This is a genomic window from Halomonas qaidamensis (assembly GCF_025917315.1).
In the GTDB taxonomy this organism is placed as follows: Bacteria; Pseudomonadota; Gammaproteobacteria; order Pseudomonadales; family Halomonadaceae; genus Vreelandella; species Vreelandella qaidamensis.
Genome location: NZ_CP080627.1, coordinates 3,472,899 through 3,498,162 on the forward strand (window position 1 = coordinate 3,472,899; position 25,264 = coordinate 3,498,162).

The following is a 25,264-nucleotide window of genomic DNA, read 5'->3' on the forward strand; positions in this document are numbered from 1 at the left end:
CAAAGAGAGGGAATTATCTAGCTGCTGGCTCTGAATATTCACCAGTGCAATGAAGCCCGAGCGGCAAACTGCCGCCGGTCTTGCCAATTGTGCTCTACAATGGAGAAAATCACTGGAAAGCGGCACAAAAAATATCGCGAACATGGTCGAATCGGTACAGGGGGGTTTAGAGCGCTACCGGCCTAATCTAAACTATATGCTGCTGGACGAGCTAAGTTGGCAACCCCAAGAAAGCTTTCACAGCGGCCTTAGAAAAACCGTAGAATGGGCAACCAAAGGGCAACATAGCTAACGTAATGGCCAGGAGAAACATATGAAACATACTACGCCAATGCCACCACAGCGCCATAAACGCGTTTTCTTAACTGAAGACATGGAAGCCCACGCCAAAGAAATTTCTCAAGATAAAGAAAAGTCGAGGAAATTTCTTATTAGGGCAGGCCTGATAAAGCAAAACGGCGAACCAACCAAAGAGTTTAGCTGATGCAAAGTGGCTATAAACTCTCTCCTCTAGTGGGCTATCACGGCTGCGATAAAGCCGTCGCTGAGAAAGTTTTATCTGGACAAGCACACCTCAATCACAGCGAAAATGAGTATGACTGGCTCGGAGACGGCATCTACTTCTGGGTAGACAGCTACGAGCGCGCTCTGGAGTGGGCAAATAAGGGCAACAACAAGACACCTTATGTGGTGGGCGCCTTCATCGACCCAGGCTTTTGCCTAAATTTAACGGATTACGGCGTAACATCAGAGCTAAAAACTGCGTACCAATTTCTTAAAGAGACCTACGCACAAATAGGTGAAGATTTACCAACAAACGCTGTTATGCAACATGGCAAGCCCATGACACGTAAGCTAGATTGCGCCGTGATAAAAGCCGCTCATCAGTTACGCCAAGATGCAGGCGAGCCAAGCTTTGATACCGTTTATGGCGTGTTCGAAGAAGGTGACGTACTTTACCCCGGCTCGGCCTTAAAAGAGCACACGCATGTTCAGATGGCTGTGCGCAACCAGCAATCGATTATTGGCTATTTCAGGCCAGAGCAACTAATAAGTAGCACACCATGAAAGGCATTATTCTTGCGGACGGAAGCGTCTCTCGGCTTTATACCCCATCACCCAGGGTGTTCAAGCAGCGCTCAACAACTCCTTCGTATGCGCCCGCTGCTGTTTAATCGCCCCATCTACTATATCCAGCAGCTTTTCATAGTCCCTAGGCATCTCTTTATCCATACCGGTGTCTTCAAAGCGTGGCTTGAGTGTCCGCTATGACTATTGCACCGTTATGCCCGAGCAAACCACCACACCGTCATGCCCGAGTAAACAACCGCGCCGTCATTCCCGAGAGGGGTTATCGGGAATCCAGTTTGACCTTTGCCCGATAAGACGCAGCTACCTGCCTCACCATGGATTCCCGCTAAGGGCATGCGGGAATGACGGACCTGGGGCGTCACCTCTGTAAGTGGCGGGTGTCAGCCACCCCAGCATCACTCCCGAATGCACCACACCGCTATGCCCAAGCTAACCACCACACCGTTGTCCGAGTAACCACCACACCGTTATGCCCGAAAACCACCACACCGCCATTCCCGAGCAAACCACCGCACCGTCATTCCCGAGTGAGGTTATCGGGAATCCATTTTGACCTTTGCCCGACAAGACTCAGCTGCCTGCCTCACCATGGATTCCCGCTAAGGGCATGCGGGAATGACGGACCTGGGGCGTCACCTCTGTGAGTCGCGGGTGTCAGCTACCCCAACATCACTCGTGTATGCTCGCGCTGCTGTTTCACTGCACCGTCTAAAATATCTAGCAGCTTTTCATAGTTCGCAGGCATCTCTTTATCCATGCCGGTGTCTTAAAAGCGTTGTAAAGTGGCTTGAGTGTCCGCTATGACTGTTTGTAGCTCGTCGATAACGCGTTGTTGTTCTTCATTGGTCATATTACCCCCATAAAAAAACCGACCCCAAAAGGAGTCGGTTGAGTGTAACGCTTAGCTATCAAGAATTCGCTGTATCGTGAAGCTCTAGATTAACCCAGCAGAGAAAGCACGTTCTGCGGGATCTGGTTGGCCTGGGCAAGCATGGAGCTGCCCGCCTGCTGTAAAATCTGCATTTTGATCATACTTGAGGATTCTTTAGCGTAGTCTGCATCCATAATCCGTGACTGCGCGGCGGCAGTGTTAAGACTCTGGGTCGCTAAGTTCTCAATTGCACTCTCAAATCGATTAGCGAGCGCGCCGTACTGGCTACGATAACCATCCACTTGGTTTAATGCTTCTTGCAGTTTGGCCATCGCTTCGCGCGCTTTTTCAAGCGGGTCTAGCTCGACATCTTCCAGCCCAAGGGAGAGGTGATCAGCGGGTGTCGGCTCGATAGTGATCGTTTCGATCTCCTCACCAAAGTGAGCATCCACAACAATCTCCGTAGCGCTACTTATGGGGGGCGTAATATTCGATGCTGGCATGGCATCCCACTCTGCCTGAACGTTAAATATACCTTGCCCAGTAACAACCAATATTAGAGGCTCTGTTGTTTTATCGATATTAAGACGTTCAATGCTATGAGAACTGTCAGTGGCACCGTCAGCGTTATTTGAATCACTGTTGAAACGATCCCCATCCCCCGTATAGGTAAACAACATATCTTTGTACGCTCGGGTTTCAGCATGTTCAAGCTGGTCTGAAAAGACAGCATCCTCAGCAGGTTCAACGTTGAATAGTTCCGAAGCGTCATACTCTGCATCAGCTAAAAAACCCAAGTTTTTATCAGGATTTTGAAAAATTTTATTCTTGATCTCTTCAGCTGAACTTACCCCATTAGTTACCCACGTATAATCATTCAGAGGGGTTCCAACTAAGTGTTTACCACTGCGGGTAAAAATTTGGATATCGTCTTCCGCGCCAGGCAGGCCATCTACCGTAATCGTAATGTTTTTGGCCCCAACTGGAATATAAGTGACCGGCTCAACACCTGAGCTTTGTGCTGTGAGGTTAGTGCCACTAATTTGAAACAGCTCTCCCATACTCTGCGTCTCACCCAAACGCGACTCAGTAGGCGCTAACGGATATTTACCAAACGCCTCGGTGCCTTTCGCAATACGATCTATTTCAGCACGCAGCTCTTTATACTCTGCATTAATCGAAGCACGGTCGCCATCGGAAAGCGTACCATTAGCCGCTTGTACTGCAAGCTCACGGGAGCGCTGCAGAATATCGTTAATCCCATCTAGCCCGCCTTCTGCGGTCTGCATCAACGAAACACCGTCATTAATACCGCGAGTCACTGTAGTGTTAGCACGAAGATTGGCGTCCATTCGGTTGGCAATGGCCTGACCCGCCGCATCGTCTTTGGCGCTATTTACACGTAACCCCGAGGCAAGCCGCTCCATACTGGTGGTGAGCGCTGCTTTGGATTTTCCTAGGCCTTGCTGAGTGTTGAGTGCTGAAAGGTTGGTATTGATAACTGGCATGCCGTTGCTCTTTTATCGTCATAGTTATTGTTAATTATCGGACTAATAAATAATTACTTTAGGAATTTTTGATAAGTCACTCGTTTTGGCACAGAAATAAAAAACCGGCTCCCAAAGGGAGCCGGTTCAGAGTGCTTAGCGATAGAGCATTCGCCCTATCATCTAGTCTCAGATTAACCCAGCAGAGACAGCACGTTCTGCGGAGTCTGGTTGGCCTGCGCCAAGATGGATGTACCGGCCTGCTGCAAGATATTGGCGCGGGTCATGTTAGACACTTCTGAGGCGTAATCGGCATCTTCAATGCGCGAGCGAGCTGCCTCCAGGTTGGTCGAGGTAGTGGTGATATTGTCAATAGCAGACTCAAGGCGGTTCTGTGTGGCACCAAGGTCACTACGAGCAGTGTCAACTGCGCCGATCGCAGTATCAAGAGCTGTGAGTGCCGTATCAGAAGCTGTAGCCCGAGCATCACTATCTGCTGCGCCAGTAATAGCAGCAAAGGTGGTGTCAACAAAATCAGAAAGGGTACCTGAATCAGAATCGTCACCAATCGGATCCGCACTAAATGCTGTTGCATCAATCTTTTCAATAGTAATGCGATCAGCACCGGAATCAGCACCGACCTGAATCATAAAGTCAGTACCTGTAGCGTCTGCACCAAAAATTTGGGTATTGTTGAATTTAGAATCTTTAACAACTCGGTCAATCTCACCCATACGAGCCTCGATTTCCTTACTAATCGAAGCCATATCGGAGTCGGAGTTTGAACCGTTAGATGCTTGAACGGTCAATTCCCGCACACGCTGAAGGTTATCATTGATTTGATTTAGGGCACCTTCAGCAGTTTGTGCAACAGAAATGCCATCGTTAGCATTACGTTGCGCTTGGTTCAAACCAGTGATCTGAGAAGTCATGCGGTTGGCGATGGCCTGACCGGCCGCATCATCCTTGGCGCTGTTAATACGCAGACCAGAGGAGAGACGCTCCATCGAGGTTTGCTGGGCAGACTGGGACTTGTTCAGGTTGTTCTGACCGATCAGCGCAGTGATGTTGGTATTGATAACTGACATAGTTGATACTCCTCAACGTTTGATTGGCCACGAGGCCCGCTTGGCGGCGTTTGTCGCGCCGGTATATTAATTAACGGCCCATCATTCGTTTTCTTTAGTATTCTGATAAAAAATTTTTGTAAAAGTTTGTAACAAAGAACTAGCGCTTACGTACGGTTTGAGCTGAAAGCGCATCAAACTGCTGCGTAAGGTACATACTCATGCTGTTCATCTGCCCTAACATGACATCTAACTGGGCAAATTGAGTGCGATAACGGCTTACGGTACGCTCAATCATCGCTTCACTGCGTATGAAACGGTCATCTAACCGCGCCATCCGTTTTTCAGCATTTTCGATAGCTCCTTGAATTGGGCCTTTATCGCCCAGCAGCTCATCCATTGCCCCTGTTAAACGACCAGCTAAGCCACCTTGTTTGGTTGTGCCTGCAAAGAAGCCTGACAACGCATCAGGCTCACTAGCAATTAAGGCGTCTAGCTTGGTTTCATCCAGCCCTAACCGCCCACGGAGATCTAACGCCAGACCCAACTGGGAGAGCACTCCTAGTTCGCTATCTTCAACGCTGGTAAGCAAGTCTCGCCGTAACCTTCCTTCTATACTCCGTACAGTGTTATCCCCCACCAAATCACCAGCGGTGTCACGGTCTCCCGTTGCCAAGGTTAAACGACCCAAGGTAGATTTCAGCTCGTTGTAGCCGCTAACGAAGTTTTGAATGGCCTCTTTTAGCGCTTCAGTATCGCGCTCAATCACCACACTACTTTTGCCGGTGGCGGTAAGATCCAAACTTACTCCTTGAATAGCCCCTTCTACTCGGTTATTGGCACTAGTAATCGAGATACCGTTCATCTGTAAGGCGGCATCAGTGCCTGCACGATAGGTGGCATCATCCGCAGATAAACCAGCCACGCCTGAAAACCCAGTAACCGAGGCAACTGCACCGGTATCTTTACTGTTTAACGCCAAGCGGTAGCCCGTGCCATCGTTAACAATCGAGGCACTTACACCAGCATTTTGATCAGCATTAATTTGGTCGCGAATAGTCGCAAGGGTGCTGCCTGCTGAAATAGTAATGGAATAGCTGCTGAGCGGCTCGACACTGGGCTGAAGCACGCCATCTTGGTAGGTCGCACCAAAATCAAGCGTTAACGTAGCGTCCACTTCCGCAAGCACGGTTTCCATTGCTACGCTATTAGAAGCAATGCTGCCCGCTCTCGCTAGTTGAGTAACGTTAATATCATAGTACCCAGCGGTAGCATCAGCGGAGGTGGTCACCCTTACCGCGTCGCTGCTGGAAGTGCTCTTTTGACTGGAAAACAGCTTGGCATCATCCAGGGCAACGACAGACTCCTGAAAGCGGCTTAGTGCTGACTGAAGACGACCAAACGCTGAAATCTTCGTTTGCTGCTGATTTTTTTGCTGCGTGATAGGGATTAGCTTTTGGCGCTCAGCGTTACGAAGCTGATCAACCAAGCCATTAAGATCTAGGCCGGAACCGACGCCTAGGGAGGTTATCGTCGCCATAACTGGGTGCTTCCTCAGAAAACAAGGCTAAACCAACAAGTGTTGACTTAATCTATCGGCAGAAAGCACCCTAACTTTAACTTTATTATACGCGTTACGCTTTTAGCTTATCAGTTTTGAGTTTGAGCGCTAAGCATATTGAACTGCTGGGACAAATAGTCTGACGTCTGGTTCATTTGCGAGATCATTGAGTCCAACTGCCCAAACTGGGTTCTATATCGCGAGATAGTGCTATCAATCGATGATTCAACGCGGGCAAAGCGATCATTTAGGCTTTCAATACGATTCTCAGCACTAGTCACTGCCGTGGTAATTAACCCATTAGTGTCTAGCATTTGCTCTATCGTGGTATCCACATTGCTCGCCAGCCCTGTCACACCTTCCCCACCCGCGAAAAATTCAGCTAGTTCGCCGCGATCATTGGAAATCACTTCGTTAAGCTGCTCTTCGTCAATACTAAGGGTACCGGTACGGGTTAGCGAAATACCCAGGTCTGACAACATAGCCAACTCACCGCCCTCACTTCCAGAAGCCAACACACTGCGTAGCGTGTTTTCCACTGAGCGGACAGCGGACTCACCGTTCAGCGCTCCTGATGTGCCGCCTTCAGCATCAAACGCCGTTAATGAGCCAATAGTGGATTTAAGCTCATTGAAGGCATCTACAAATTCAGTGACAGACTCACGAATAGTATCCTCATCGCGCTGGATAGTGATGGTACTGGTTGCGCCATCGCCTTCCTGCAGGCTAAGCGTCACACCTTCTATTGCTTCTTCCACTTGATTGGAAGCGCTGCTGATAGGAATACCATTCACATTAAACTGTGCATCCTGGCCAGCGTTGAAAATTTCGCCTTCAAGCGCCCCTCCCATTGTCAAACCAGTGATCGAGGCATCTTCGCCTGTTTCTGTTGAGCTAAGCGCCAGTCGGTAATCTGTGCCGTCAAAAATAATAGAGGCAGATACGCCAGCGTCAGCATTGGCATTAATCGTATCTCGTACAGCTTCTAAACTGCTGCCGGCTTCAATGGTCATCGAAATGGCATCGCGCCCAGCAAAACTCAACTCAAGCGTCTGCTCCACTCCGGATAGCTCAGCCTGAGGATCAGTCACACGCGCTGACGCAAGGTTACCTGCAGTGGCAAGCTGGGTAACTTCAATATCATAACGCCCTGGCGTAGCCGAAGACGTGGAGGCCGCAGTAACTGCATCACCCTGCACATCAGTAGCCAAGCTATCAAACAACTCAGGCTCGCTAAGCGCCTTGGCAGCATCTTGAAACTGCGACAATGCGCTTTGGAACTGGCCATAGCCAGAAATCCTTGTTTCCTGTGTTTTGATTTGCTGCTGTATAGGCTGGAGCTTACTACGCTCAGCTGATTCGAGCTGATCCAACAAGCCATTGAGATCAAGCCCTGAACCAACTCCGAGTGATGAAATGGAAGCCATAAGTTACTGCCCTTTTTTAAAAAAACGCCCAACATGCTGGCGCTGCTCATACGTAAGAATGTGGTTTATTATTTAATACTATCGACCATTAAAGCCCAGACTTGAGCTTATTTGGCTTTTTTTACGTACTAAAAAGTAATTAATTGTAAAAGATGACGCCTTTATAAAACTCAAAAAGGCATAAACCCATCCATTGGGATTAACGCTTTTCTGCCTGTTCTCTAGTGACTTACATCGTGAATTAACTGGATGACAAGAACATGTCAGGAAAAGGTCAGCGGTTGCGTTGGCACTAACGAATTATAGACCTTGGTCTAATATCCGCATTGCTTTATAATGCACTGCAACAAGCCCATTTTGGGGCCGTTTGCAGGAGAACGACTTATGACTCCCGAGGTGTCACACCCAGCCTCTACCATCGCGTCTGCCACGTATCATGTGCAGCGTAGCCTACGTCACTGCCTTTCTACCGTTGCCGAGCTGCTTTATGACAACGGCCATGTACTCGAAACCATAACGCTGCCCCAGCGTGGCCTTACTCGGCGCGAATTAGTTGATTTAAATAGCCACTGCGCCAGCTGGAAAACCTGTCAGCGAGTGCTTGAAGAGAGCGGCGCCGCTGAACTTAACGACTATGGCCGCTTTGTGCTAACCCCCATGGGGCGCGAGATGATGTTTGATATGTTCGGCCAGGGTGCCGCTGACTGCGCTTGATCGCGCTCGCGTTACCAACGTTCTATCGATAAACACCTCTTATCGTTAAAACCAAATCGTTAAAACCAAATCGTTAAAACCAAGGCGCCCGCACACCGTAAGGATGTGCGGGCGCCTTGCGTTTGGCGTGCTGGCCTCACATTCAGCCGTTTATTAGCGCAGTCCAAGCAACGAAAGAATAAACAGCACGACAACGATCAGGCCAATAATATAAATAATGTTACGCATAACGGCACTCCTTGCTTTTTGCGTTTGAGGCTTTCACTTTTCAAGCTTTAGGTTTCAAAGAAGGCAACAGAATGCTTACCTTTGAAATAACACCCCAAGCCTAGCAGTGATTGGTTATGTTTGCGTACTTTAGCCACAGCTGGCGTTTACTGAGATTTATTGAACCTACCGCCGCTTGTTTCCTCAAACGTTACTCTTGTAAGAAAGTTGCAAGAGATACAGGCGTTAGAAATAGACCTTAGACATGGTCCTTGTAAAAAGCCTGTTTACTTATCTTTTCTCTATCCTCTCTTCTCCGCCAAATTCAAGGCCAAGCTTGATGCCAAAGGGGCTGCAATGCGCGCTACTGCTTTTCCTTTACTGTTTGTTTTTACGATGGTTTCGTTGCTGCCTGCACTTGCCGTTGCAAGCCAGCCATCAGCCAGCACGCTACAAGCGCTTGACCAAAAAGCGGGTGAGCTACGCCGTGTGCATACGGTGGTGGTGGCTTATCAGGGCGATATTGTTCACGAGCGACATCAAGGCGGGCCTGGGCCTTCCACCCCCGCTAACATCAAATCGCTTTCAAAAACCGTATTGGCAGCCATTACCGGTGCGGCCATTGAAGACGGCATTATTGCATCTACCGAGCAGCCGTTGGCGGAGCTGTTAAGCCAACTGCCTAGCGGCGTTGACCCACGGGTGAATGATATTACCGTGGCGCATCTGCTTGCTTTACAAGCAGGCCTAGAGCGGACATCGGGCAGTAACTATGGTGCCTGGGTCGCCAGTAACCACTGGGTGAACGATGCGCTCACCCGCCCGTTTGTGGATGAACCCGGTGGGCGCATGCTCTACTCCACTGGCACTAGCCATTTGCTCTCTGCCGCGCTTACCCAGGCGAGTGGTGAAAGTACCTACGCCCTTGCCCAGCGCTTGCTTGGCGAGCCGCTGGACATCGCGATTCCTGCCTGGCCACAAGACCCGCAAGGTATTTACTTTGGCGGCAACGATATGCAGCTTTCCCCAAGAGCGCTCGTCGAAATCGGCGAGCTTTATCGCAATGACGGCATGGTGGATGGCAGGCGAGTATTACCAGAAGGCTGGGTAGAGGCATCGTGGACGCCAAGAGGCCAATCGCCCTGGACAGGCGATGGATACGGCTACGGCTGGTTTGTCACCAGCTTGGCGCAGGAGCCGGTTATGTACGGGCGTGGATACGGCGGGCAAGCGCTTTATGTGATTCCTGAGCGGGAGATGACCGTTGTGATCACCTCCGACCCAACGCCGCCTTCGCCCGGCGGGCAATTTCAGCAGCAGCTCAACCAGTTAGTGGTGGGCCTGCTGGAAGGTGAATAGTGAGACGCCGTGCCTCTACTCTCCCTTATGCCCTAGGCTCATAAGATAAAGCGCTGCGGCAAGCGCCAGCACCGAAAGCGCGAGGTAAATGGCTTCCAGCGGCGTACTAAAACGGATATCTACCACGGCGCGGAAAAACTCAATAATCACCGCCAGTATCACCACGCGGGCAATTTTATCCTTGAGCTGATCCAGCGAGCCGACGTTAAAGGGGTGTGTGGGATAGCGCACTTCCGCCTGGTCGATACGGGAAACAAACAGCCGATAGATACCTAGCCCGAAGATTAGCAGCACAATCGCGATTAAATACACATCAACGGCGATGATGATGTCTGGCACCAGGGTGTCGTGGATATCTATAGAGCTATCAACGAGGTAGTAGCTCAGTACGTCGCCTACTACGGTTAAAATATCCAGCGTGCCGACGATAAATAGCATCAGTGAGCCTAGTAGGCTTGGCACTACCGCCAACATTACTAAAAAGCGCGAATTCCAAAGCGCTGTTTCAATTCGCCGCTCCCAAGGTGACTGTTCATGCGGCGCTTTAGGTGCTGGTGGCGAAGCTGAATGTGTCTGGGATGAATGCACCTGGGATGAGTGTGGCGATGATGGCGATTCAGACGGTACTGGATCAGACATAGTGCGTGCTTACTCCTGCAAAAAAGTCGCCGGTTTAGACGACATTAGGATGATAGTATTCACACTTATAGCACGTTGATCAGCACCACCGTAAACGTCACCCCAGTCAGTAGAAAACCCAGCGAGAGCATGATGCCATCGCGGGCCACTAAGCCTAATCCAAACAGGGTAAGTGCCAGGCCTGCGCCGTTGGCGCTAAACGGAATAAACTCCATCGGCGGCATGGCTAACGCAATGAGTAAGCACATCACCGCGGTCACGCGTATGCCGATATAGCCGGTCATCCACGCTAAACGTACACCTAACAAGCTATCGACCCATTTAGCGGGCTTTTTCATATAGCGAATGGCTTTATCGAATTTTTCCCGTGAAATCGAGCGTTTTGTCAGCCATTTAGGTAACCAAAAAGTTTCTCTGCCGATTAATAGCTGAACAGACGTGAGCACTACCAGCACCGCCATCAGTGTTGGCATACCAGGAATATCACCAATGATGGGAGCGAGCGTAATTAGCCCGGCGACCAGCAACAGTGGCCCAAATGAACGCCTGCCTACCGCGTGAACCACGTCGTCTACGCTTACCTTGGCTTTTTCACGCTCCATTCGTTCCATGGTATTAATTAATTCGGTTAAGTTCGATGCATCCTGCATATCACTCATTGGCGTCTCGGCGCTCCCTTCCTGTGGTTTAGCGTCTGTCCTGTGGGGCACTATTAAGTCTGGGGTGTGCTTTCAAGCTTGCTGCGAATAAAGTCGCTATGGCTGACGTGTAAAAGGTCTGCCAGCCGCCGGATACGATGCTCTTCGAGCGGGTCGACGCTGCCATCGGCCCAGGCAAGCTGCCACATTAACGCGACTAGCTCATAACGCTGCTCATAACCGTAGTGCTCTTTTATCAGGCTGACAAACTGGTAATGATCGACGGCATCATCCACTTCGGCTTCCGCTAACGTCATTAACTCGTTAACGTCACTTTCACTTAAGTGGTAGCGGTTAATGAGCATCTGCTTGAGTGCGGCGCGTTCAGCATCGCTTTGATCATAGTCGGCACGCATGACTTCACACAGCAGTGCCGCCGTTGCGAGTTCTAGCGTCAGGGTTTGGTTATCGCGCTGTTCAGGTTCTGCCAGCGCGCGTTGGAAGAAACTGCTAATAGCATCCAGCACGGCATCTCTCCTGTTATTGAGTCCCTTTGTTCGACTAGCGTTGCGGCACTTAGTGCCCTTTGAGCCTAGGCGCCTACCAGCGCCTTACACCTCACTCTTTACGCTTTGCTAACTGCTCTTTTAGCTGCTTGGGCACTTGCTTGATAATCAAGCGGTCCTGGTGTTCATCGTACTCGATGCTGGAACCAAGCAGGTGGGAATCAAAACTGATCGACACTCCCCCAGCGCGCCCGGTAAAACGGCGAAATTGACTGATGGTGCGCTTATCTGGCGGGATCTCCGGTGAAAGGCCGTAGTCTGCATTGCGGATATGGTCGTAAAACGCTTTGGGCTGTTTTTCGTCTACCAAGCCTGAAAGCTCTTCTAGCGTCATTGGCTCGCCACGGCGCAGCTGCTCGTTGGCGTAATCCACCAGGGTGTCGGTTTTTTCTCGGCTGGCTTCGTCGTCGTAGTCCTCTTTTTCAACGTAATCACTGAAGGCTTTCAGCAGCGTACGGGTTTCGGCGGGGGCATCTATGCCCTCTTCCATTCCCAACAGCGCTATCAAGCCATCGGCGAGCTTTTTGCCACCGCGATCTTTTAAAAACGATACGTACTGCGCGCTTTCAGAATCGCTCTGCCACTGGGTCAGGTTTACCCGTGCCGCCAAGGTAAGCTGGCTGGTATTCAGCTGCGCGGCGGGCACTGCTTGGTGCTCTGCGTTAATGCCAATCCCTTCCCGCTGATGAACTAGGCCTAGAAACAGCGTCTCGGTATCGCCTTGGCGTAAGTGAGCAAACACCAAGTAGCCGCTCACCGAAAGCTGCTCTTGCAGCGTTTGCGCAAGACGTTCGGCAATAGCAATCGAAAGCTGGGTGAAATCCTGCTCTTCGGCCATGTACGCCCGCAGCCAAGCCACCAGCGGCCCAGCCTGCTCGCCCTGCTCAGCAAACCGCCCCCACCCTTTGGCTTTGGTGTTGTAGGTATCGTTTAACGAATTCACCAGGCTTGCCATCACGGGGTCTTCGTTGGCCGCAGGCGTTGACGCCGGTGCCGCCGTGACGGTTAAGCGCTCGCCATCTAGCGATGGATCAAGGCGGTGCACAATACTTTGCAGTAGCGGCATAAGCAGGAGTTACCTTTTTTCTAAAAACGATTTATCTAAGAACGAATTATCTAAAAACGCGGTTTAGCTAGGAAAGCGATTTAGCCAAGAACGCGATTTAGCTAAGAGCGCGGTTTAACCAAGAACGGTTGATTAAAACAATTCATCATCAGCGCGGTGTTGGCAAAGAACCGCTTAACAGGCAATCAGCGCATTTAGGGCTTTAAGCGATAACCGGTGCGGAAAATCCAGGCAATAGTGGCAAGGCTGGCGGCTAGGAAGAGCAGAATCATCGCCACGCTGGCCGCTAAGCTGACATCGCTAATGCCGTAAAAGCTCCAACGAAACCCGCTGACCAAGTAGACCACAGGGTTAGCCAGGGTGACGGTTTGCCAGAACGGCGGCAGCATATCGATGGAGTAAAAGCTGCCGCCCAAAAACGTCAGCGGGGTGATGATTAACAGTGGCACCAGCTGCAGCTTGTCGAACCCATCCGCCCAGATACCGATGATAAAGCCTAGCAGGCTGAAGGTGACGGCAGTAAGCACCAGGAAGGTCAGCATCCAAATCGGATGGGCAATCTCTAACGGCACAAAAAAGTTAGAGGTCAGCAGGATAATCAGCCCCAGCAGGATCGACTTCGAAGCAGCCGCGCCCACATAGCCCACCACCACTTCTAAATAAGAGATAGGCGCGGATAGGATTTCGTAAATGCTGCCGGAAAACTTCGGGAAGAAAATTCCAAACGAGGCGTTAGAGACACTCTGGGTCAGCAGCATCAGCATAATCAGGCCGGGCACAATAAAGGCACCGTAGCTGACCCCGTTAATCTCGCTGATGCGTGAACCAATCGCCGCGCCAAACACCACAAAGTAGAGCGAGGTAGAAATTACCGGCGACACAATGCTTTGCAGCAAGGTGCGGCGGGTGCGCGCCATTTCCGCCATATAAATGGCGCGAACGGGATAGAGGTTCATGAGCGCTCCTTTACCAAGTCAACGAAGATATCTTCCAGCGAGCTTTGTCGGGTATGCAGGTCTTTAAAGCCAATGCCGGCCTTTTCCAACTGTGTGAGCAGCGCAGAAATACCGCGCCCCTCCTCTTCCTGGCGACCGTCGTAGGTGTACACCAGCTCATAGCCGTCGGCGGTTAGGCTCAGCTCGTCTTGCTCAAGCGCGGCGGGAAGTACGGTAAGCGGCGTGTGCAGCTGAAGCGTCAGTTGCTTGCTGCCAAGCTTGTTCATCAGCGCTGCTTTCTCTTCTACCAATACAATCTCACCGCGATTGATGACGCCAATGCGGTCAGCCATCTCTTCGGCTTCTTCAATGTAATGGGTGGTGAGAATAATCGTGACACCGTTATCGCGCAGCCCGCGTACCACGTTCCACATATCACGGCGTAGCTCGACATCTACCCCAGCAGTTGGCTCATCCAGAAATAGAATGCGCGGCTCATGAGAGAGCGCTTTGGCAATCAAGACGCGGCGCTTCATACCGCCTGAAAGCGTCATCAAACGATTGTTGCGTTTATCCCACAAGGCTAGCGACTTAAGCACTTTCTCAATATGCGCTGGGTTCGGCGACTTGCCAAACAAACCTCGGCTAAAACTGACGGTGTTCCATACTGTTTCAAAGGCTTCGTTGGTCAGTTCTTGCGGCACAAGGCCAATAAGCTCACGGGCCTGGCGATAGTGGCTAACGTTATCGTAGCCATCGACGACCACATGGCCTTGGGATGGGTTTACCAGCCCGCACACCACGCTGATTAAGGTGGTTTTACCCGCCCCGTTGGGGCCAAGCAGGGCAAAAATCTCACCGCGTTGAATAGTTAAATCCACACGGGTAAGGGCTTGAAAGCCACCTTCGTAGGTTTTGTTCAAGCCTTCAATAGTAATAATGGGATCGTTCAAGGCGTGCTCCTCACACCGCGACAGTTGTGCCGCGGTGCTTAACGGATGTTCGGCGCCATTAACTGCGGCTGGTGATTTCCAACAGGTGGTAACCAAACTGGGTTTGTACTGGGCCGTGTACTTTGTTCAGGTCACCGCTGAAAACGACCTTGTCGAATTCCGGTACCATTTGGCCGGGGCCAAAGCTACCCAGGTCGCCGCCTTGACGGCCAGATGGGCAGCTAGAGTGCTGCTTAGCCACTTCTGCGAAGTCACGACCGTTTTCGATCTCTTGTTTCAGTGCGTTGCACTGCTCTTCACTGCTTACCAAAATATGACGGGCGCTGGCGCGTGCCATAACAAGCTCCTTATTTAAAAGCCCCAAAGCGGCGTATCAGTTTATCATGCTGGTACAGAGTTAGGCGCTAGCGTTAGCTTGATTAAGGGCCAGCGAGCGCGCCGCTAACACGCAGCGCGTTGCCTACACTTGCCAGGGCGCGTTCGTGGGCGCTTACCGGCAGCGGGCCTCGACTACAGGCGACAACTACCCACGGCCCCTGGGCTGAAGAAATACGTGAGGCAATACCCGCATCGCAGCTGCGACGGTGCTGGGTACCGGTTTTATGAGCAAAATGAATGTCACTGCCCATCCCTTGTTTCAAGCGGCGCTCACCAGAAGACGTGCGGCTCATTACCGCCAGCAGCGTTTGGCGCTGCTCGGTATTCAAATCCGTCATGCCGCTATGGTGAAGCGAGGCCAGCACATCCCCGAAGGCACGCAGCGTGCCTACGTTCTCACCCGTGGCTTCATAGGCATCAAAGGCGCGATCGTAGTCCGGTTGCTTGAAGGCATCTTGGCGCACGTTAAGGGTTTGGGCTAACGCTACCGGCCGCTGGTTAATACTGTGCTTGCGCAATTCCATAAAGTCTAAACCACCTAAGCCCTGAGCAGCGGGATGAAGCTGGCTATAAACGCCTTGGCGTACTCCCACAAGCTTGCTAATCGGCCCTAGTGCGCTGGGCCTTCCACCGCTCGCGGCCACCATGGCCTTCGCCCGTTCATTCACTGCCGGAAGCCCAACACGGTCAATCAGCATATCGGAGGCGGTGTTATCGCTAACGGTGATCATCTGTTCCAACAAATAACCAATAGAAATAGGCGTGCCTGGATCATGCCAGTTAACCGGGCCTGCGCCATCTACATAGTCGCTGCGCGCCAGGGTAATCCGCTCATCAAGCGATAGCCTGCCCGCTTGGCGCTCGGCCAACACCTGGGCAGCCACCGGTATTTTTATCAGCGATGCCAAATACCATGGCTCATCGGCTTTCCAGGAATAGGCTTCGCCACTGGCCAAATTTTGCACATACACGCCTAACTGCCCGCCAAATACCTCTTCGATGGCGGCCATGCGGGCATTTAAGTCGCCCTGCCAGCGGCTCTGTTTATCGACTTCATAATACCAATCTGCATGAACAGGCAGCGCTATTAACAGCGCTACTACCATCAGCCCGCGCTGTATCCAGTGTCGCAAATCGTGAACTCCTGTCAGGTTAATCGCGCTTACTTTACCGATGAGCCGCCATCCAGCGAGTCAGCCAAATCCACAGCGCAGCACCCAGAATTAACAAGCCACCAACGCCAAGCGCCTGTGGGTAGCTGTAGGCCCCGTCGCCTTCCAATAAAAAACGCAGCACCAGAAAAATCATCACGATATGAAAAATAAACGCTTTGAGCGCATCACTACCAACGAGGGTAAGGGGCAGCAGTACTTTCGCAGCGGCTTTTCCACCGGCCAGGGCTAACCCCAGCAGCACCAGCGCGCCGCCCACGCTAAACAGCATAAAGTTTATTCCTGGCGGATGTTTCCCCACATTGCGTGCCACCGCCAGCATCGCACCATGAACATCGCCCTCAGCGATGGCTATGCCATAAAAAGCGGCTACCATCAGCGCCCCCACCCCTACCAGCCAAAGAATTAAGCGGCGGCGTAAGGCGGCATCGAAATAGCAGCGTAGCAGCGCCTCACCGATCAATAAGCCAGACAGTATGAGTGGGGCGCGGCTAAGCTGCCCCCAGGCATAGTGCTCTTCATGGTCGACCAGAAACGCTTTTAAGAGGTCATAGCCCCCAAAGGAAAAGCCTTGTAACCACGCTGAAAGCGCCGTTAATCCTACGATGGTTATTAAACGCCCCCACAGTGGCGTTTTTGCCCACAGCGGCAATATTAACGGCACCCAAAGCAAGGCAACGGCATAGAAGCCTAGAATCTCTACCCAGATAGCAAATCGCCCATAGAGCAGCGTATCAACAATATCGCTAGGCGAGCTAAAGGGCAGCATTTCTATAACAATCAGCGCTTTATACCAAAACCAAACCTCAATGGCCCTTACCCACAGCTTTAACCGCCGCTTGGGCCAATCGTCACGTTGGGTGTGAGATAAGAAGGCCACCGCCAGCGCAATACCAAACACTAAAATAAACAGCGAGGACGAGAATTTAGTCAAAAAATGGATAGGTACCATGCCCCAATCAGGCACATTACGAATACCTACTAAACCACTAACAGCATGGCTAATAATCATCAGCCCAATGGCGATACCGCGAGCGAGATCAATCGCCTCGATACGGCCTTGCGCCTTAGGAAGCTGCGGCATCTCCATCCAGTTCAACACGTCGGTAACGTCCTTGTGGCTGATGTTAATAATAGGACTTTAACCATAGCCTATTCATTGCCCGCCCCCTACTTAACATCTTTTAACGCAAAAATGCCCCGCAACTGGCGGGGCATTTCATGGTTCATCCGTGAACCGGAATAGAAGTTAATCCTTTAGCAGTCATGAGTTACCAACCGGAATCATCTTCCTCTTCAGTTTCCCATGTGTCTTGCTCTTCTTCTTCTTCCTCTTCATAGGTAAATTCTTGCTCTTCCTCTTCGTACTCGGTCGTTACACCTTCATTAGTAGCGCCTTCAGTGGTGGCACCTTGCTCTTGATCAGAGTCGAAAGAGTTGTAAGCGCCCTGCTCATCCTGGGTGGTTTCTTCCTGAGGAGCGGGCTCATAATCATCGTTGCCTTCCATGCCAGCAAAGGCCAGCGGGCTAGCGATTAAACCAAACGATACGCCTAAAATGCCAAGTTTCTTGAGAGCTTCCTTTTTCATGGTCATGCCTCCTGATATGGCTTCACTTTTACGTCAGTTTTCAGTAATCAAAAAAATTCGGTGATTTGAAAACGTTGGTTAGTGGCAAGAACGTTATGTCTTCCTAACATTTCGCTCTTGCCCAGACTATTGCAGCCGCCATACCAGAAGATGCCAAAGAAATAAAAAAATCTATAAATACAATATCTTAAATAAAAATTACGCATGCCAACCGAATGACAAAACGATCTTTAATTAGCAATTTATTGTTTATCAATGACACATGAGTCCTGCTGTAGCATGTCAATCGAGATTTGGGTATTTAATACCCCATCACCCTGGGCAGCCACGTGGCAAGTTCAGGTATAGCGATCAACAATAAAATTGTAGCGAGAATAGGTAACAAGAACGGCAATACCGCCTTGACCACCTGCCCGTAGCGTAGTCGCGTGATTCCCACCATCAGAAACAACACTGTGCCAAAGGGCGGTGTGATAACCCCAACTGAAAGCGTAATGACCATCACAATACCGAAATGAACAGGGTCTAACCCCGCACTTAATGCGGCAGGCACAACAATCGGGGTGAAGATCAAAATGCTTTCAATCACCGACATAAAACAGCCGATCAGCAGGAAGAACAACGCAAAGCAGAGCAACAGCGCAATCGTCGGCATCTCAATGCTGGCCACCTGCCCCGCCAACGCCTGAGGAATGCCCATACGTACCAAAATCCAGCCATAAAAGCTGGAAACAGCAATAATCAGCAGGATTACGGCACTGAACATCAGGGTACGCTGGAAGGCATTAAACAAGTCGCGCAGACTTAAGTCGCGATAGATCAGGCCACCTAAAATAATCGCATAGAGCGAGGCAATAGCACCCGCTTCCGTTGGTGTAAAGAAGCCCCCCCAAATACCACCGACAATAATGGCAGGCATCATGAGAGGTAAAATAGCGCGCTTGCCGGTTCGTATAACTTCGCAGGCATCAAACGGCGTAGGCTTAGGCATCACTACTTTGCCTGTTGCTCCGAGCACTACCGTCATACCCATTAGCAGGAGTGCCATCAAAATGCCGGGCAACAGCCCCGCCATAAACAGCCCACCGATACTCACATTGGCTAGCCAGCCATATACTACTAGCGCAATGCTTGGCGGCAGAATCGGCCCAATAACGCTTGACGCTGCGGTAACACCAGTCGAGTAACCCAGCTCATAGCCACGCTCTTTCATGGCTTTAATTTCAATGCTGCCAAGACCCGCCGCATCGGCCACGGCAGTACCCGACATAGTGGCAAAAATAGAGCTGGCAACCACATTGGCGTGACCAAGCCCACCCTTGGTAAAGCCTACTAATGCCGTGGCGAAATCAAAAATCCGTGTGGTCGTTGAGCCAATATTCATAATATTGGCAGCCAAAATAAACAGCGGGATGGCTAGCAAGGTAAAGTTGTTGAGTGTTTGCACCATACGCAGTGGCAGTAGCTCAACGGGTAACCCTCCCGTACCGGTGAATACCAAGGCTATAAACGAGGTGACACCGATGGCCACCACAACAGGCAACCCAATGGCCATTAGCACCAACAGGCCGCCAACGAAAATCAGTAATTCAGTCATGGGGCCATCACCTCTTCTTCACGGGGCGCTTCAAGCCAGAAAACGGGGCCGCGCAGCGTTTTCCAAAGTGCAATGACCGCCATGCCCGCGAAGCTAAAAAAGATACCGTAGTAGAGGTAGCTGAAACTAATACTTAACGAAACGGTTTTATTGTTGGCACTCATATCCGACATAATCCATGCGCCCCATGCCGCTAGTACAAAAAAACCGCAAGAAATAAGAGAAGTAAGCCGGTACTGACTATTTTTACCGAAGCGAGAAAGCTTGTGGCTGAACAGGTCAACCACTAAATGCTCACTGCGTATCCACGCAGAAATAGAACCAAAGCCAATGGCATAAATGGCCAGCAGTGACGCAACTTCTTCTGTCCATGGCATCCCCAACCCAAGCAGGTCTCGGGCTACCACTGCTGAAACAATGAGCAGCAATATCGCGGCCATTAACGTCACCCCCACCCCATCGCAAAGACGGGTGGTGTAACGCAACACATAAAAAGCGATTCTATCCGGCCCGTTTCTGGGCGGCATAGCTGAGTCCACGGGAACGCTCCTGAGGCTTAATAAGGCTTAAATAGGTATCTTTTAAAACTACAACGACGGCCCGATAGGCCGCCGTTGATCATTTAGCACAAACAATTACTGGCTTTCATTACCTAACGCATCTTCACGCACACCATCAGCCATATCGGCCATGACACGATCAATCGCTGGCAACGCCGCTTCGCGGAAAGCGTCAATATCGGGCTCGATAATCGTCATGCCCTCTTCCTGTAGCGCCGTCAGGTAGTACTCATCAAGCTCACGCTCACGCTCTGAACCATGCTCCCTGGCGACATGAATAGCTTCCTCGATCAACGCTTGATCTTCCGCCTCTAGCCCATCCCACCAACGTGAACTGGCTACCCAGTTCCAAGGGAACTGCACGTGGCTGGTCATAATGATGTGATCCTGCACTTCCCACAGGCGGCGGGTATAGGGCGATGACAATGAATTCTCATGGCCATCGACTTGACCTGTTTGCATGGCCAAGTAAATTTCCGGCGCGGGAACGTTAACTACTTGGGCGCCGATCTCCTCCCACACCTCAAGCCATACGGGAAGCGATGGCAGACGCAAACGGAAGCCATCTAAATCTTCAGGGCTATTGATCGCCTTATTGGCGGTCATATGGCGTGGACCACGGTGTTGGGTGCCGAAATATTTAAGACCGCCCTGATTTTCAGCCTGCTCAATCAAAGCTTGGCCAGAAGGACTTTCCATGTAGGCATCTACTTCGTCCCACGTTGAGAACACAAACGGAACGGTAATAGCGTCATACTCTGGCGCATACTGCTGGCGCCAGTTGCCTCCGGTGATAGAAAGCTGGGTTTGGCCTAAATTGAGCAATTCCAGCACCGCGTTTTCACCACCGAGGGAACCTGCTAGAAAAGGACGCACGTCAAAACGGCCCGGTGCTTGCTCTTCTAGGTATTCGGCAAAACGCTCGACTGCTGCGCTTTCAGAGCCGCCTTCACTCATAGTGTTATTAACTTGAATTTCGATCGGGTTTGCTAAGGCAAAGGGAGCCGCCGTTAGCATACCCAGGGTGGCCAGCGTGGTAAGCAATGTTGTCCGCATGGGATGACTCTCTACGGTTGTCGTTATTGGATGTGGTTACCGATATTAAGTGTGATGCTTAACACAGCATTTTTGCTGTTTGATTGATCTTGAAACAAGCAGCCAGACGGCTCAAATCGACGTTTATGAAGGCTGACTTCGTCAAATACGATGGCTAGAAACGCCGCTATAGCGCGCTAAACTGCTCACCCCATTATCACCGTACGACCAAAGATGAATATCTACTGCACTCTTAGGCTATCTCAATGGAGGTTGCTTGCTGCTTTTTAGCAGTGATTTAAAACGCCATTTTCACCAGGAGCTTTCATCATGCACGAAGCCGCACCCGTCGTGTTTATTACCGGCGCCACTTCTGGAATCGGCCTTGCTTGTGCCCACCGTTTTGCCCAAGCGGGCTGGGCACTGGTATTAACAGGACGACGTCAAACACGCTTAGAGGGGCTCTATAACTCACTGAAAAACAGCGTACCTGTGCATATCGCTCAACTGGACGTCAGCAACCCACAAGACGTAGCTAACGTGGTTGCAGCGTTGCCAGAACGTTTTAAGCACGTGCATGCACTGATCAATAATGCAGGGCTAGCGCTGGGTAAGGGACCAGCACAAAACGCTGAGCTTGATGACTGGCATCGAATGATTGATACCAATGTGAAAGGATTAGTGACTGTTACGCGCCACCTATTGCCAAAACTCATTGCCGCTGGCCCTGGCTCAACGGTAATAAATCTGGGTTCTATCGCCGCTCATACGCCTTACCCAGGCGGACATGTGTATGGTGCCACCAAAGCTTTTGTAGAACAGTTTAGTTACAACCTTCGCTGCGATGTTGGTCCACAGGGCGTTAGGGTGACCGACCTCGCTCCTGGGATGACAGCGAGTGAGTTTACGCTGGTTCGTATGAAGGGTGATCAGCAAGTAGCAGATAGCTACTACGAAGGCACGGCACCACTCCAGCCTGAAGATATCGCCGACCAAGCCCTCCATATAGCCTCACTTCCACCGCATATCAATATCACGCGCTTAGAAGTGATGCCGCTTTGTCAGCAGTGGTCGGCTCCCACGATACTGCGAGATTAAACGCCGATTCGATGAACCTTATAGCGCTGAATGCACTTCTTCAGTCAGAAGGTCCACCATGTGCCTTGCCGTGACAGGAAGCGTCGCATAGCGGCGTACGCCAATAACAAGCTCCCGCTGGGCCCAGCCGTCGTTCAACGGGATGCTTTTAAGCTGCAGATCACCTAGCTCGCGATATATCGTTTGCTCTGGCAGCACGCCTACCCCCATGCCATGGTGAATCATGCGACAAATGGCATCAAAACTGCGTACCTGAATGCGCATTCTCAGCGCTTTTCCCGCTAGGTTAGCCTGCTCAAGCAACAGCGCTTGCAGCGAAGCATCTTGCTGCAAGCCAATAAAATCGAAAGCCAGTGCTTCGTTGAAGGCAATACTGCTTCGCTCCGCTAATGGATGTTCATCAGGTGTTACTAACACTAAGCGATCACGCCGATAGGGAATTATCTGCAAGTCTGGCGCAGCCACATGCCCAGCAAAAATGCCAATATCGGTTAAGCCATCCCTTACAGCGGCAATAATTTCACTACTGACACGCTCTTGCAGGTCGATTTTTATTTCAGGATAGTGGCGAGAAAACGCACTAAGGTCTTGGGGGAGAAACGCGATGATTGCTGAGGTATTGGAATGAATACGCACATGCCCACGCACGCCTTCACCATATTCGCTAAGCTCTGCCTGTAAGCGTTCAACGTTGTCGAGGATACGCCGCGCATGATGTAAAAACGCATGCCCTGCAGGGGTTAGCTCCACACCACGGGGTTTACGATAAAGTAGCGTTGTTCCAACCAAGCTTTCAAGATCGCTCATACGCTTGCTGACGGCGGCAAGGGCTAAGTGTTCGCGTTCGGCAGCCGCGGTCAAGCGGCCTTCGTCTGCAACAGAGATAAACAGCTTGAGCGTAAAGAAATCAAAGCGGCGCATCTCGGCAAACTCCTGAAAAGTAACCTGACTATGCTAGCGCATACCTTCGCCAGTCACGAAACCTTTGTTACCCATTGCCTAATTGTCGCCCCTAGGCGGCTCACGCATGCTGGTAGGCAACAATATTAACGACACGACCAGGAGAGCCTTAATGCATGCTCCCGAAGCGCGCCAGCTTCCTTTAGAAGGCTTGAAAGTCCTTGAACTTGGGCAGCTCATTGCTGGCCCCTTTGCGACCAAGCTGTTGGGTGAATTTGGTGCCGATGTCATTAAAGTAGAGCCGCCTGGTACCGGCGACCCCCTTCGCAAATGGCGAATGCTTGAGGAAGGCACCTCGCTTTGGTGGCACGTACAGAGCCGTAACAAGCGCTCAGTAGCGTTGGACTTGCGCAGTGAAGAGGGCCAAGCGCTGGTGCGCAAGCTCGCTGCCGAGGCTGATGTGGTGGTGGAAAATTTCCGCCCTGGCACTTTAGATAGTTGGGGATTGGGCTGGGAATCGCTCTCTAAGCCCAACCCAAGGCTAATCATGGTGCATATTTCCGGCTACGGACAAACGGGGCCTTACCGCGATAAGCCCGGCTTTGGTGTGGTGGGCGAAGCCATGGGCGGGTTGCGTTATCTCACCGGCCAGCCGGGAGAGCCCTCTGTGCGCGTGGGTGTAAGCATTGGTGATTCACTTTCCGCGCTTTACGCTGTCATTGGCACCTTGCTGGCACTGCAAGAGCGCAATCGCAGCGGCCTGGGGCAAGAGATCGACGTGGCGCTTTATGAGTCGGTATTTGCCATGATGGAGAGCCTGCTGCCGGAATTCGATGCTAGCGGCCAGGTGCGTGAACCCAGCGGCAGCGCCCTGCCCGGTATTACGCCTTCTAACGCCTACCGCTGCCAGGGCGGCGATTACGTGCTCATTGCCGGTAACGGCGACAGTATTTTTAAACGCTTGATGGGGGTCATTGGCCGTGATGATCTGGCCAACGACCCCGCGCTAGCCCACAACGATGGCCGCAGTCAGCAGGCTGAAATGATCGACGCAGCGATTCAAGCGTGGTCTGAAGAGCGCCCAAGAGAGGCGATTCTTAAAGCGTTGGATGAGGCGCGCGTGCCCGCAGGCTACCCGTACACCGCCGAAGATATTGCCTTTGACCCCCACTACTTGGCGCGGGAAATGATTCAAACCTTCACTCGCCCCAACGGCAAACCATTAAAAGTACCCGGTGTACTGCCTAAACTTAGTGCTACCCCAGGACGGCTCGGCGATGGCGGTCCGGCGCTTGGCCAGCATACCGATGACGTGCTGGATGAGCTGGGAATCGACCAGGAAACCCGCGCCAAGCTGCGTCAAGCGGGCATTATTTAAGGAGAGCGCTATGCACAAGTCAACGAGTCAACCCATGCCCTGTCCGACAGCACCCTATCCTAAAAAAATAGAAATTAATGAAGTCGCCCCGCGTGACGGTCTGCAAATTGAAGCGCGCTTTGTCCCCACCGACGATAAAATCCGCTGGATCGACGCGCTCTCCACTACCGGTCTGCGGCGCATCGAGGCGACTTCGTTCACATCGCCCAAAGCGATTCCTAATCTGCGCGATGCTGCGGACGTTGTCACAGGTATTCAACGCCGGGCTGGGGTCGATATCAGCGTCTTAGTGCCTAACCTTAAGGGCACGGAGCGCGCGCTTGCCTGCCAAGTGGATGAGATTAATTTGGTGATGTCGGCAAGCGATAGCCATGGCCTGGCAAACCTTCGCATGACGCCAGAGCAGTCGCTTGAGCAATTTGCCGCGATTGTGGAGGCCTGCCAAGGCAGCGACGTGTTTATCAACGCCTCACTGTCAACCGCCTTTGGCTGCCCGTTTGAAGGCGAGGTGCCTGAAACGCGGGTTCTCGCTCTGGTGGAACAGCTGATCGCGCTGGGCATTCAGGGCGTCACGCTATGCGACACCACAGGCATGGCCAACCCAGCCCAAGTGAAGCGCCTGTGTGATGCCGTGCTTGAGCGCTGGCCAAAAACGCCATTCACGCTGCACTTTCACAACACCCGCGGCATGGGCTTAGCCAACGCCCTGGCGGCGTGGCAGGCGGGCATTAGCCGCTTTGATGCGTCGCTCGGTGGGCTGGGGGGCTGCCCCTTTGCTCCAGGCGCTAGCGGTAATGTATGCACCGAAGACTTAGTACATATGTTTGAAGCGATGGGGGTCGATACTGGCGTCGATCTAGATGCGCTGCTTGACGTTGCCGCCACCCTGCCAACGCTTATCGGCCACGATGTGCCCGGGCAAGTGGTAAAAGCCGGGAAATCATCCCGGCGTTATGCGATGCCCGAGCGTTAACC

General features: G+C 51.6%; 25 protein-coding genes. 7 read left to right on the forward strand and 18 right to left on the reverse strand.

The window, feature by feature from the left end; all coding sequences use genetic code 11:
* Nucleotides 1-313: 313 nt before the first annotated feature.
* Both K1Y77_RS15635 and K1Y77_RS15640 read left to right on the forward strand, forming a co-directional pair.
* Nucleotides 314-484, forward strand: a complete 171-nt coding sequence (locus tag K1Y77_RS15635; protein WP_228219388.1) for a hypothetical protein — start codon at nt 314-316, stop codon at nt 482-484.
* Complete coding sequence (locus K1Y77_RS15640) at nt 484-1,068, forward strand: hypothetical protein (protein ID WP_264429429.1); 585 nt, start codon at nt 484-486, stop codon at nt 1,066-1,068. Before K1Y77_RS15635 ends, K1Y77_RS15640 begins: the two co-directional genes overlap by 1 nt.
* Nucleotides 1,069-2,031: 963 nt before the next feature.
* Here K1Y77_RS15640 and K1Y77_RS15645 read toward each other — a convergent pair.
* From K1Y77_RS15645 to fliD (K1Y77_RS15660), 4 genes are all read right to left on the reverse strand, one after another.
* Complete coding sequence (locus tag K1Y77_RS15645; RefSeq protein ID WP_264429430.1) at nt 2,032-3,471, reverse strand: flagellin N-terminal helical domain-containing protein; 1,440 nt, start codon at nt 3,469-3,471, stop codon at nt 2,032-2,034.
* A gap of 173 nt (nt 3,472-3,644) precedes the next feature.
* Entirely contained in the window at nt 3,645-4,538 is an 894-nt protein-coding gene (locus tag K1Y77_RS15650; RefSeq protein ID WP_264429431.1) for a flagellin N-terminal helical domain-containing protein, read from the reverse strand.
* 139 nt (nt 4,539-4,677) lie between these two features.
* Entirely contained in the window at nt 4,678-6,057 is a 1,380-nt protein-coding gene (gene fliD, locus K1Y77_RS15655; RefSeq protein WP_264429433.1) for a flagellar filament capping protein FliD, read from the reverse strand.
* Nucleotides 6,058-6,167: 110 nt separating this feature from the next.
* Complete coding sequence (gene fliD, locus K1Y77_RS15660; RefSeq protein ID WP_264429435.1) at nt 6,168-7,505, reverse strand: flagellar filament capping protein FliD; 1,338 nt, start codon at nt 7,503-7,505, stop codon at nt 6,168-6,170.
* Between the two features lie 384 nt (nt 7,506-7,889).
* Here fliD (K1Y77_RS15660) and K1Y77_RS15665 point away from each other — a divergent pair, with 384 nt between their 5' ends.
* Both K1Y77_RS15665 and K1Y77_RS15670 read left to right on the forward strand, forming a co-directional pair.
* Complete coding sequence (locus tag K1Y77_RS15665) at nt 7,890-8,219, forward strand: hypothetical protein (protein WP_264429440.1); 330 nt, start codon at nt 7,890-7,892, stop codon at nt 8,217-8,219.
* Between the two features lie 564 nt (nt 8,220-8,783).
* Nucleotides 8,784-9,785 (forward strand): serine hydrolase domain-containing protein, encoded by a 1,002-nt coding sequence (locus tag K1Y77_RS15670; protein WP_264429442.1) that lies wholly within the window; start codon nt 8,784-8,786, stop codon nt 9,783-9,785.
* 15 nt (nt 9,786-9,800) lie between these two features.
* On the opposite strand, the gene K1Y77_RS15675 is transcribed toward K1Y77_RS15670, so the two are convergent.
* From K1Y77_RS15675 to K1Y77_RS15735, 13 genes are all read right to left on the reverse strand, one after another.
* On the reverse strand, nt 9,801-10,424 hold the full coding sequence (locus K1Y77_RS15675; RefSeq protein WP_264429444.1) for a YqhA family protein: 624 nt from the start codon (nt 10,422-10,424) through the stop codon (nt 9,801-9,803).
* Nucleotides 10,425-10,489: 65 nt separating this feature from the next.
* Complete coding sequence (locus K1Y77_RS15680; protein ID WP_030071211.1) at nt 10,490-11,083, reverse strand: exopolysaccharide biosynthesis protein; 594 nt, start codon at nt 11,081-11,083, stop codon at nt 10,490-10,492.
* Between the two features lie 53 nt (nt 11,084-11,136).
* Nucleotides 11,137-11,589, reverse strand: coding sequence for a tellurite resistance TerB family protein (locus K1Y77_RS15685; RefSeq protein ID WP_264429446.1), 453 nt, complete (start codon nt 11,587-11,589; stop codon nt 11,137-11,139).
* A 91-nt stretch (nt 11,590-11,680) separates the two neighbouring features.
* On the reverse strand, nt 11,681-12,694 hold the full coding sequence (gene yejK / locus K1Y77_RS15690) for a nucleoid-associated protein YejK (RefSeq protein WP_030071216.1): 1,014 nt from the start codon (nt 12,692-12,694) through the stop codon (nt 11,681-11,683).
* Nucleotides 12,695-12,888: 194 nt separating this feature from the next.
* Nucleotides 12,889-13,650 (reverse strand): ABC transporter permease, encoded by a 762-nt coding sequence (locus K1Y77_RS15695; protein WP_030071218.1) that lies wholly within the window; start codon nt 13,648-13,650, stop codon nt 12,889-12,891.
* Nucleotides 13,647-14,582: an ABC transporter ATP-binding protein gene (locus K1Y77_RS15700; protein WP_030071220.1), complete on the reverse strand. Its 936-nt coding sequence runs from the start codon at nt 14,580-14,582 to the stop codon at nt 13,647-13,649. The genes K1Y77_RS15695 and K1Y77_RS15700 overlap by 4 nt, the downstream gene beginning before the upstream one ends.
* A 58-nt stretch (nt 14,583-14,640) precedes the next feature.
* Nucleotides 14,641-14,919 (reverse strand): peptidylprolyl isomerase, encoded by a 279-nt coding sequence (locus K1Y77_RS15705; RefSeq protein ID WP_030071222.1) that lies wholly within the window; start codon nt 14,917-14,919, stop codon nt 14,641-14,643.
* A gap of 82 nt (nt 14,920-15,001) precedes the next feature.
* Nucleotides 15,002-16,066 carry a serine hydrolase gene (locus K1Y77_RS15710; RefSeq protein WP_406567288.1) on the reverse strand — a complete coding sequence of 355 codons (1,065 nt, stop codon included), beginning with the start codon at nt 16,064-16,066 and terminating at the stop codon, nt 15,002-15,004.
* A 61-nt stretch (nt 16,067-16,127) separates the two neighbouring features.
* Nucleotides 16,128-17,234, reverse strand: coding sequence for a heparan-alpha-glucosaminide N-acetyltransferase domain-containing protein (locus K1Y77_RS15715; protein ID WP_030071227.1), 1,107 nt, complete (start codon nt 17,232-17,234; stop codon nt 16,128-16,130).
* Nucleotides 17,235-17,403: 169 nt separating this feature from the next.
* Entirely contained in the window at nt 17,404-17,721 is a 318-nt protein-coding gene (locus K1Y77_RS15720; protein WP_264429452.1) for a hypothetical protein, read from the reverse strand.
* A 301-nt stretch (nt 17,722-18,022) separates the two neighbouring features.
* A complete protein-coding gene (locus K1Y77_RS15725; protein ID WP_030071229.1) occupies nt 18,023-19,318 on the reverse strand; it encodes a TRAP transporter large permease in 1,296 nt (431 codons plus the stop codon).
* Nucleotides 19,315-19,845 (reverse strand): TRAP transporter small permease, encoded by a 531-nt coding sequence (locus K1Y77_RS15730; RefSeq protein WP_404813857.1) that lies wholly within the window; start codon nt 19,843-19,845, stop codon nt 19,315-19,317. The genes K1Y77_RS15725 and K1Y77_RS15730 overlap by 4 nt, the downstream gene beginning before the upstream one ends.
* Nucleotides 19,846-19,953: 108 nt before the next feature.
* Nucleotides 19,954-20,934 carry a TRAP transporter substrate-binding protein gene (locus tag K1Y77_RS15735; protein ID WP_030071233.1) on the reverse strand — a complete coding sequence of 327 codons (981 nt, stop codon included), beginning with the start codon at nt 20,932-20,934 and terminating at the stop codon, nt 19,954-19,956.
* A gap of 309 nt (nt 20,935-21,243) precedes the next feature.
* On the opposite strand from K1Y77_RS15735, the gene K1Y77_RS15740 reads away from it, so the two are divergent.
* Complete coding sequence (locus K1Y77_RS15740) at nt 21,244-22,011, forward strand: SDR family NAD(P)-dependent oxidoreductase (protein ID WP_030071235.1); 768 nt, start codon at nt 21,244-21,246, stop codon at nt 22,009-22,011.
* An 18-nt stretch (nt 22,012-22,029) separates the two neighbouring features.
* Here the strand turns inward: K1Y77_RS15740 and K1Y77_RS15745 are convergent, their stop codons facing one another.
* Nucleotides 22,030-22,932 carry a LysR family transcriptional regulator gene (locus K1Y77_RS15745; protein WP_264019173.1) on the reverse strand — a complete coding sequence of 301 codons (903 nt, stop codon included), beginning with the start codon at nt 22,930-22,932 and terminating at the stop codon, nt 22,030-22,032.
* 151 nt (nt 22,933-23,083) lie between these two features.
* Between K1Y77_RS15745 and K1Y77_RS15750 the strand changes: the two genes are divergently transcribed.
* Together K1Y77_RS15750 and K1Y77_RS15755 are read left to right on the forward strand one after the other, a co-directional pair.
* Nucleotides 23,084-24,289 carry a CaiB/BaiF CoA transferase family protein gene (locus K1Y77_RS15750; RefSeq protein ID WP_264429454.1) on the forward strand — a complete coding sequence of 402 codons (1,206 nt, stop codon included), beginning with the start codon at nt 23,084-23,086 and terminating at the stop codon, nt 24,287-24,289.
* A gap of 10 nt (nt 24,290-24,299) precedes the next feature.
* Nucleotides 24,300-25,262: a hydroxymethylglutaryl-CoA lyase gene (locus K1Y77_RS15755; RefSeq protein ID WP_264429455.1), complete on the forward strand. Its 963-nt coding sequence runs from the start codon at nt 24,300-24,302 to the stop codon at nt 25,260-25,262.
* The last annotated feature ends 2 nt before the right edge of the window (nt 25,263-25,264 follow it).

Excerpts from the sequence above, each read along its gene's own strand:
- K1Y77_RS15645 (WP_264429430.1), bottom strand. The coding sequence starts at position 3,471 with ATGCCAGTTATCAATACCAACCTTTCAGCACTCAACACTCAGCAAGGC.
- K1Y77_RS15745 (WP_264019173.1), bottom strand. The coding sequence starts at position 22,932 with ATGCGCCGCTTTGATTTCTTTACGCTCAAGCTGTTTATCTCTGTTGCA.
- yejK (WP_030071216.1), bottom strand. The coding sequence starts at position 12,694 with ATGCCGCTACTGCAAAGTATTGTGCACCGCCTTGATCCATCGCTAGAT.
- K1Y77_RS15665 (WP_264429440.1), top strand. The coding sequence starts at position 7,890 with ATGACTCCCGAGGTGTCACACCCAGCCTCTACCATCGCGTCTGCCACG.
- K1Y77_RS15705 (WP_030071222.1), bottom strand. The coding sequence starts at position 14,919 with ATGGCACGCGCCAGCGCCCGTCATATTTTGGTAAGCAGTGAAGAGCAG.
- K1Y77_RS15725 (WP_030071229.1), bottom strand. The coding sequence starts at position 19,318 with ATGACTGAATTACTGATTTTCGTTGGCGGCCTGTTGGTGCTAATGGCC.
- K1Y77_RS15720 (WP_264429452.1), bottom strand. The coding sequence starts at position 17,721 with ATGAAAAAGGAAGCTCTCAAGAAACTTGGCATTTTAGGCGTATCGTTT.
- K1Y77_RS15680 (WP_030071211.1), bottom strand. The coding sequence starts at position 11,083 with ATGAGTGATATGCAGGATGCATCGAACTTAACCGAATTAATTAATACC.
- fliD (WP_264429435.1), bottom strand. The coding sequence starts at position 7,505 with ATGGCTTCCATTTCATCACTCGGAGTTGGTTCAGGGCTTGATCTCAAT.
- K1Y77_RS15740 (WP_030071235.1), top strand. The coding sequence starts at position 21,244 with ATGCACGAAGCCGCACCCGTCGTGTTTATTACCGGCGCCACTTCTGGA.
- K1Y77_RS15635 (WP_228219388.1), top strand. The coding sequence starts at position 314 with ATGAAACATACTACGCCAATGCCACCACAGCGCCATAAACGCGTTTTC.
- K1Y77_RS15755 (WP_264429455.1), top strand. The coding sequence starts at position 24,300 with ATGCACAAGTCAACGAGTCAACCCATGCCCTGTCCGACAGCACCCTAT.
- K1Y77_RS15650 (WP_264429431.1), bottom strand. The coding sequence starts at position 4,538 with ATGTCAGTTATCAATACCAACATCACTGCGCTGATCGGTCAGAACAAC.
- fliD (WP_264429433.1), bottom strand. The coding sequence starts at position 6,057 with ATGGCGACGATAACCTCCCTAGGCGTCGGTTCCGGCCTAGATCTTAAT.
- K1Y77_RS15735 (WP_030071233.1), bottom strand. The coding sequence starts at position 20,934 with ATGCGGACAACATTGCTTACCACGCTGGCCACCCTGGGTATGCTAACG.
- K1Y77_RS15670 (WP_264429442.1), top strand. The coding sequence starts at position 8,784 with ATGCGCGCTACTGCTTTTCCTTTACTGTTTGTTTTTACGATGGTTTCG.
- K1Y77_RS15675 (WP_264429444.1), bottom strand. The coding sequence starts at position 10,424 with ATGTCTGATCCAGTACCGTCTGAATCGCCATCATCGCCACACTCATCC.
- K1Y77_RS15695 (WP_030071218.1), bottom strand. The coding sequence starts at position 13,650 with ATGAACCTCTATCCCGTTCGCGCCATTTATATGGCGGAAATGGCGCGC.
- K1Y77_RS15750 (WP_264429454.1), top strand. The coding sequence starts at position 23,084 with ATGCATGCTCCCGAAGCGCGCCAGCTTCCTTTAGAAGGCTTGAAAGTC.
- K1Y77_RS15640 (WP_264429429.1), top strand. The coding sequence starts at position 484 with ATGCAAAGTGGCTATAAACTCTCTCCTCTAGTGGGCTATCACGGCTGC.
- K1Y77_RS15710 (WP_406567288.1), bottom strand. The coding sequence starts at position 16,066 with ATGGTAGTAGCGCTGTTAATAGCGCTGCCTGTTCATGCAGATTGGTAT.
- K1Y77_RS15730 (WP_404813857.1), bottom strand. The coding sequence starts at position 19,845 with ATGCCGCCCAGAAACGGGCCGGATAGAATCGCTTTTTATGTGTTGCGT.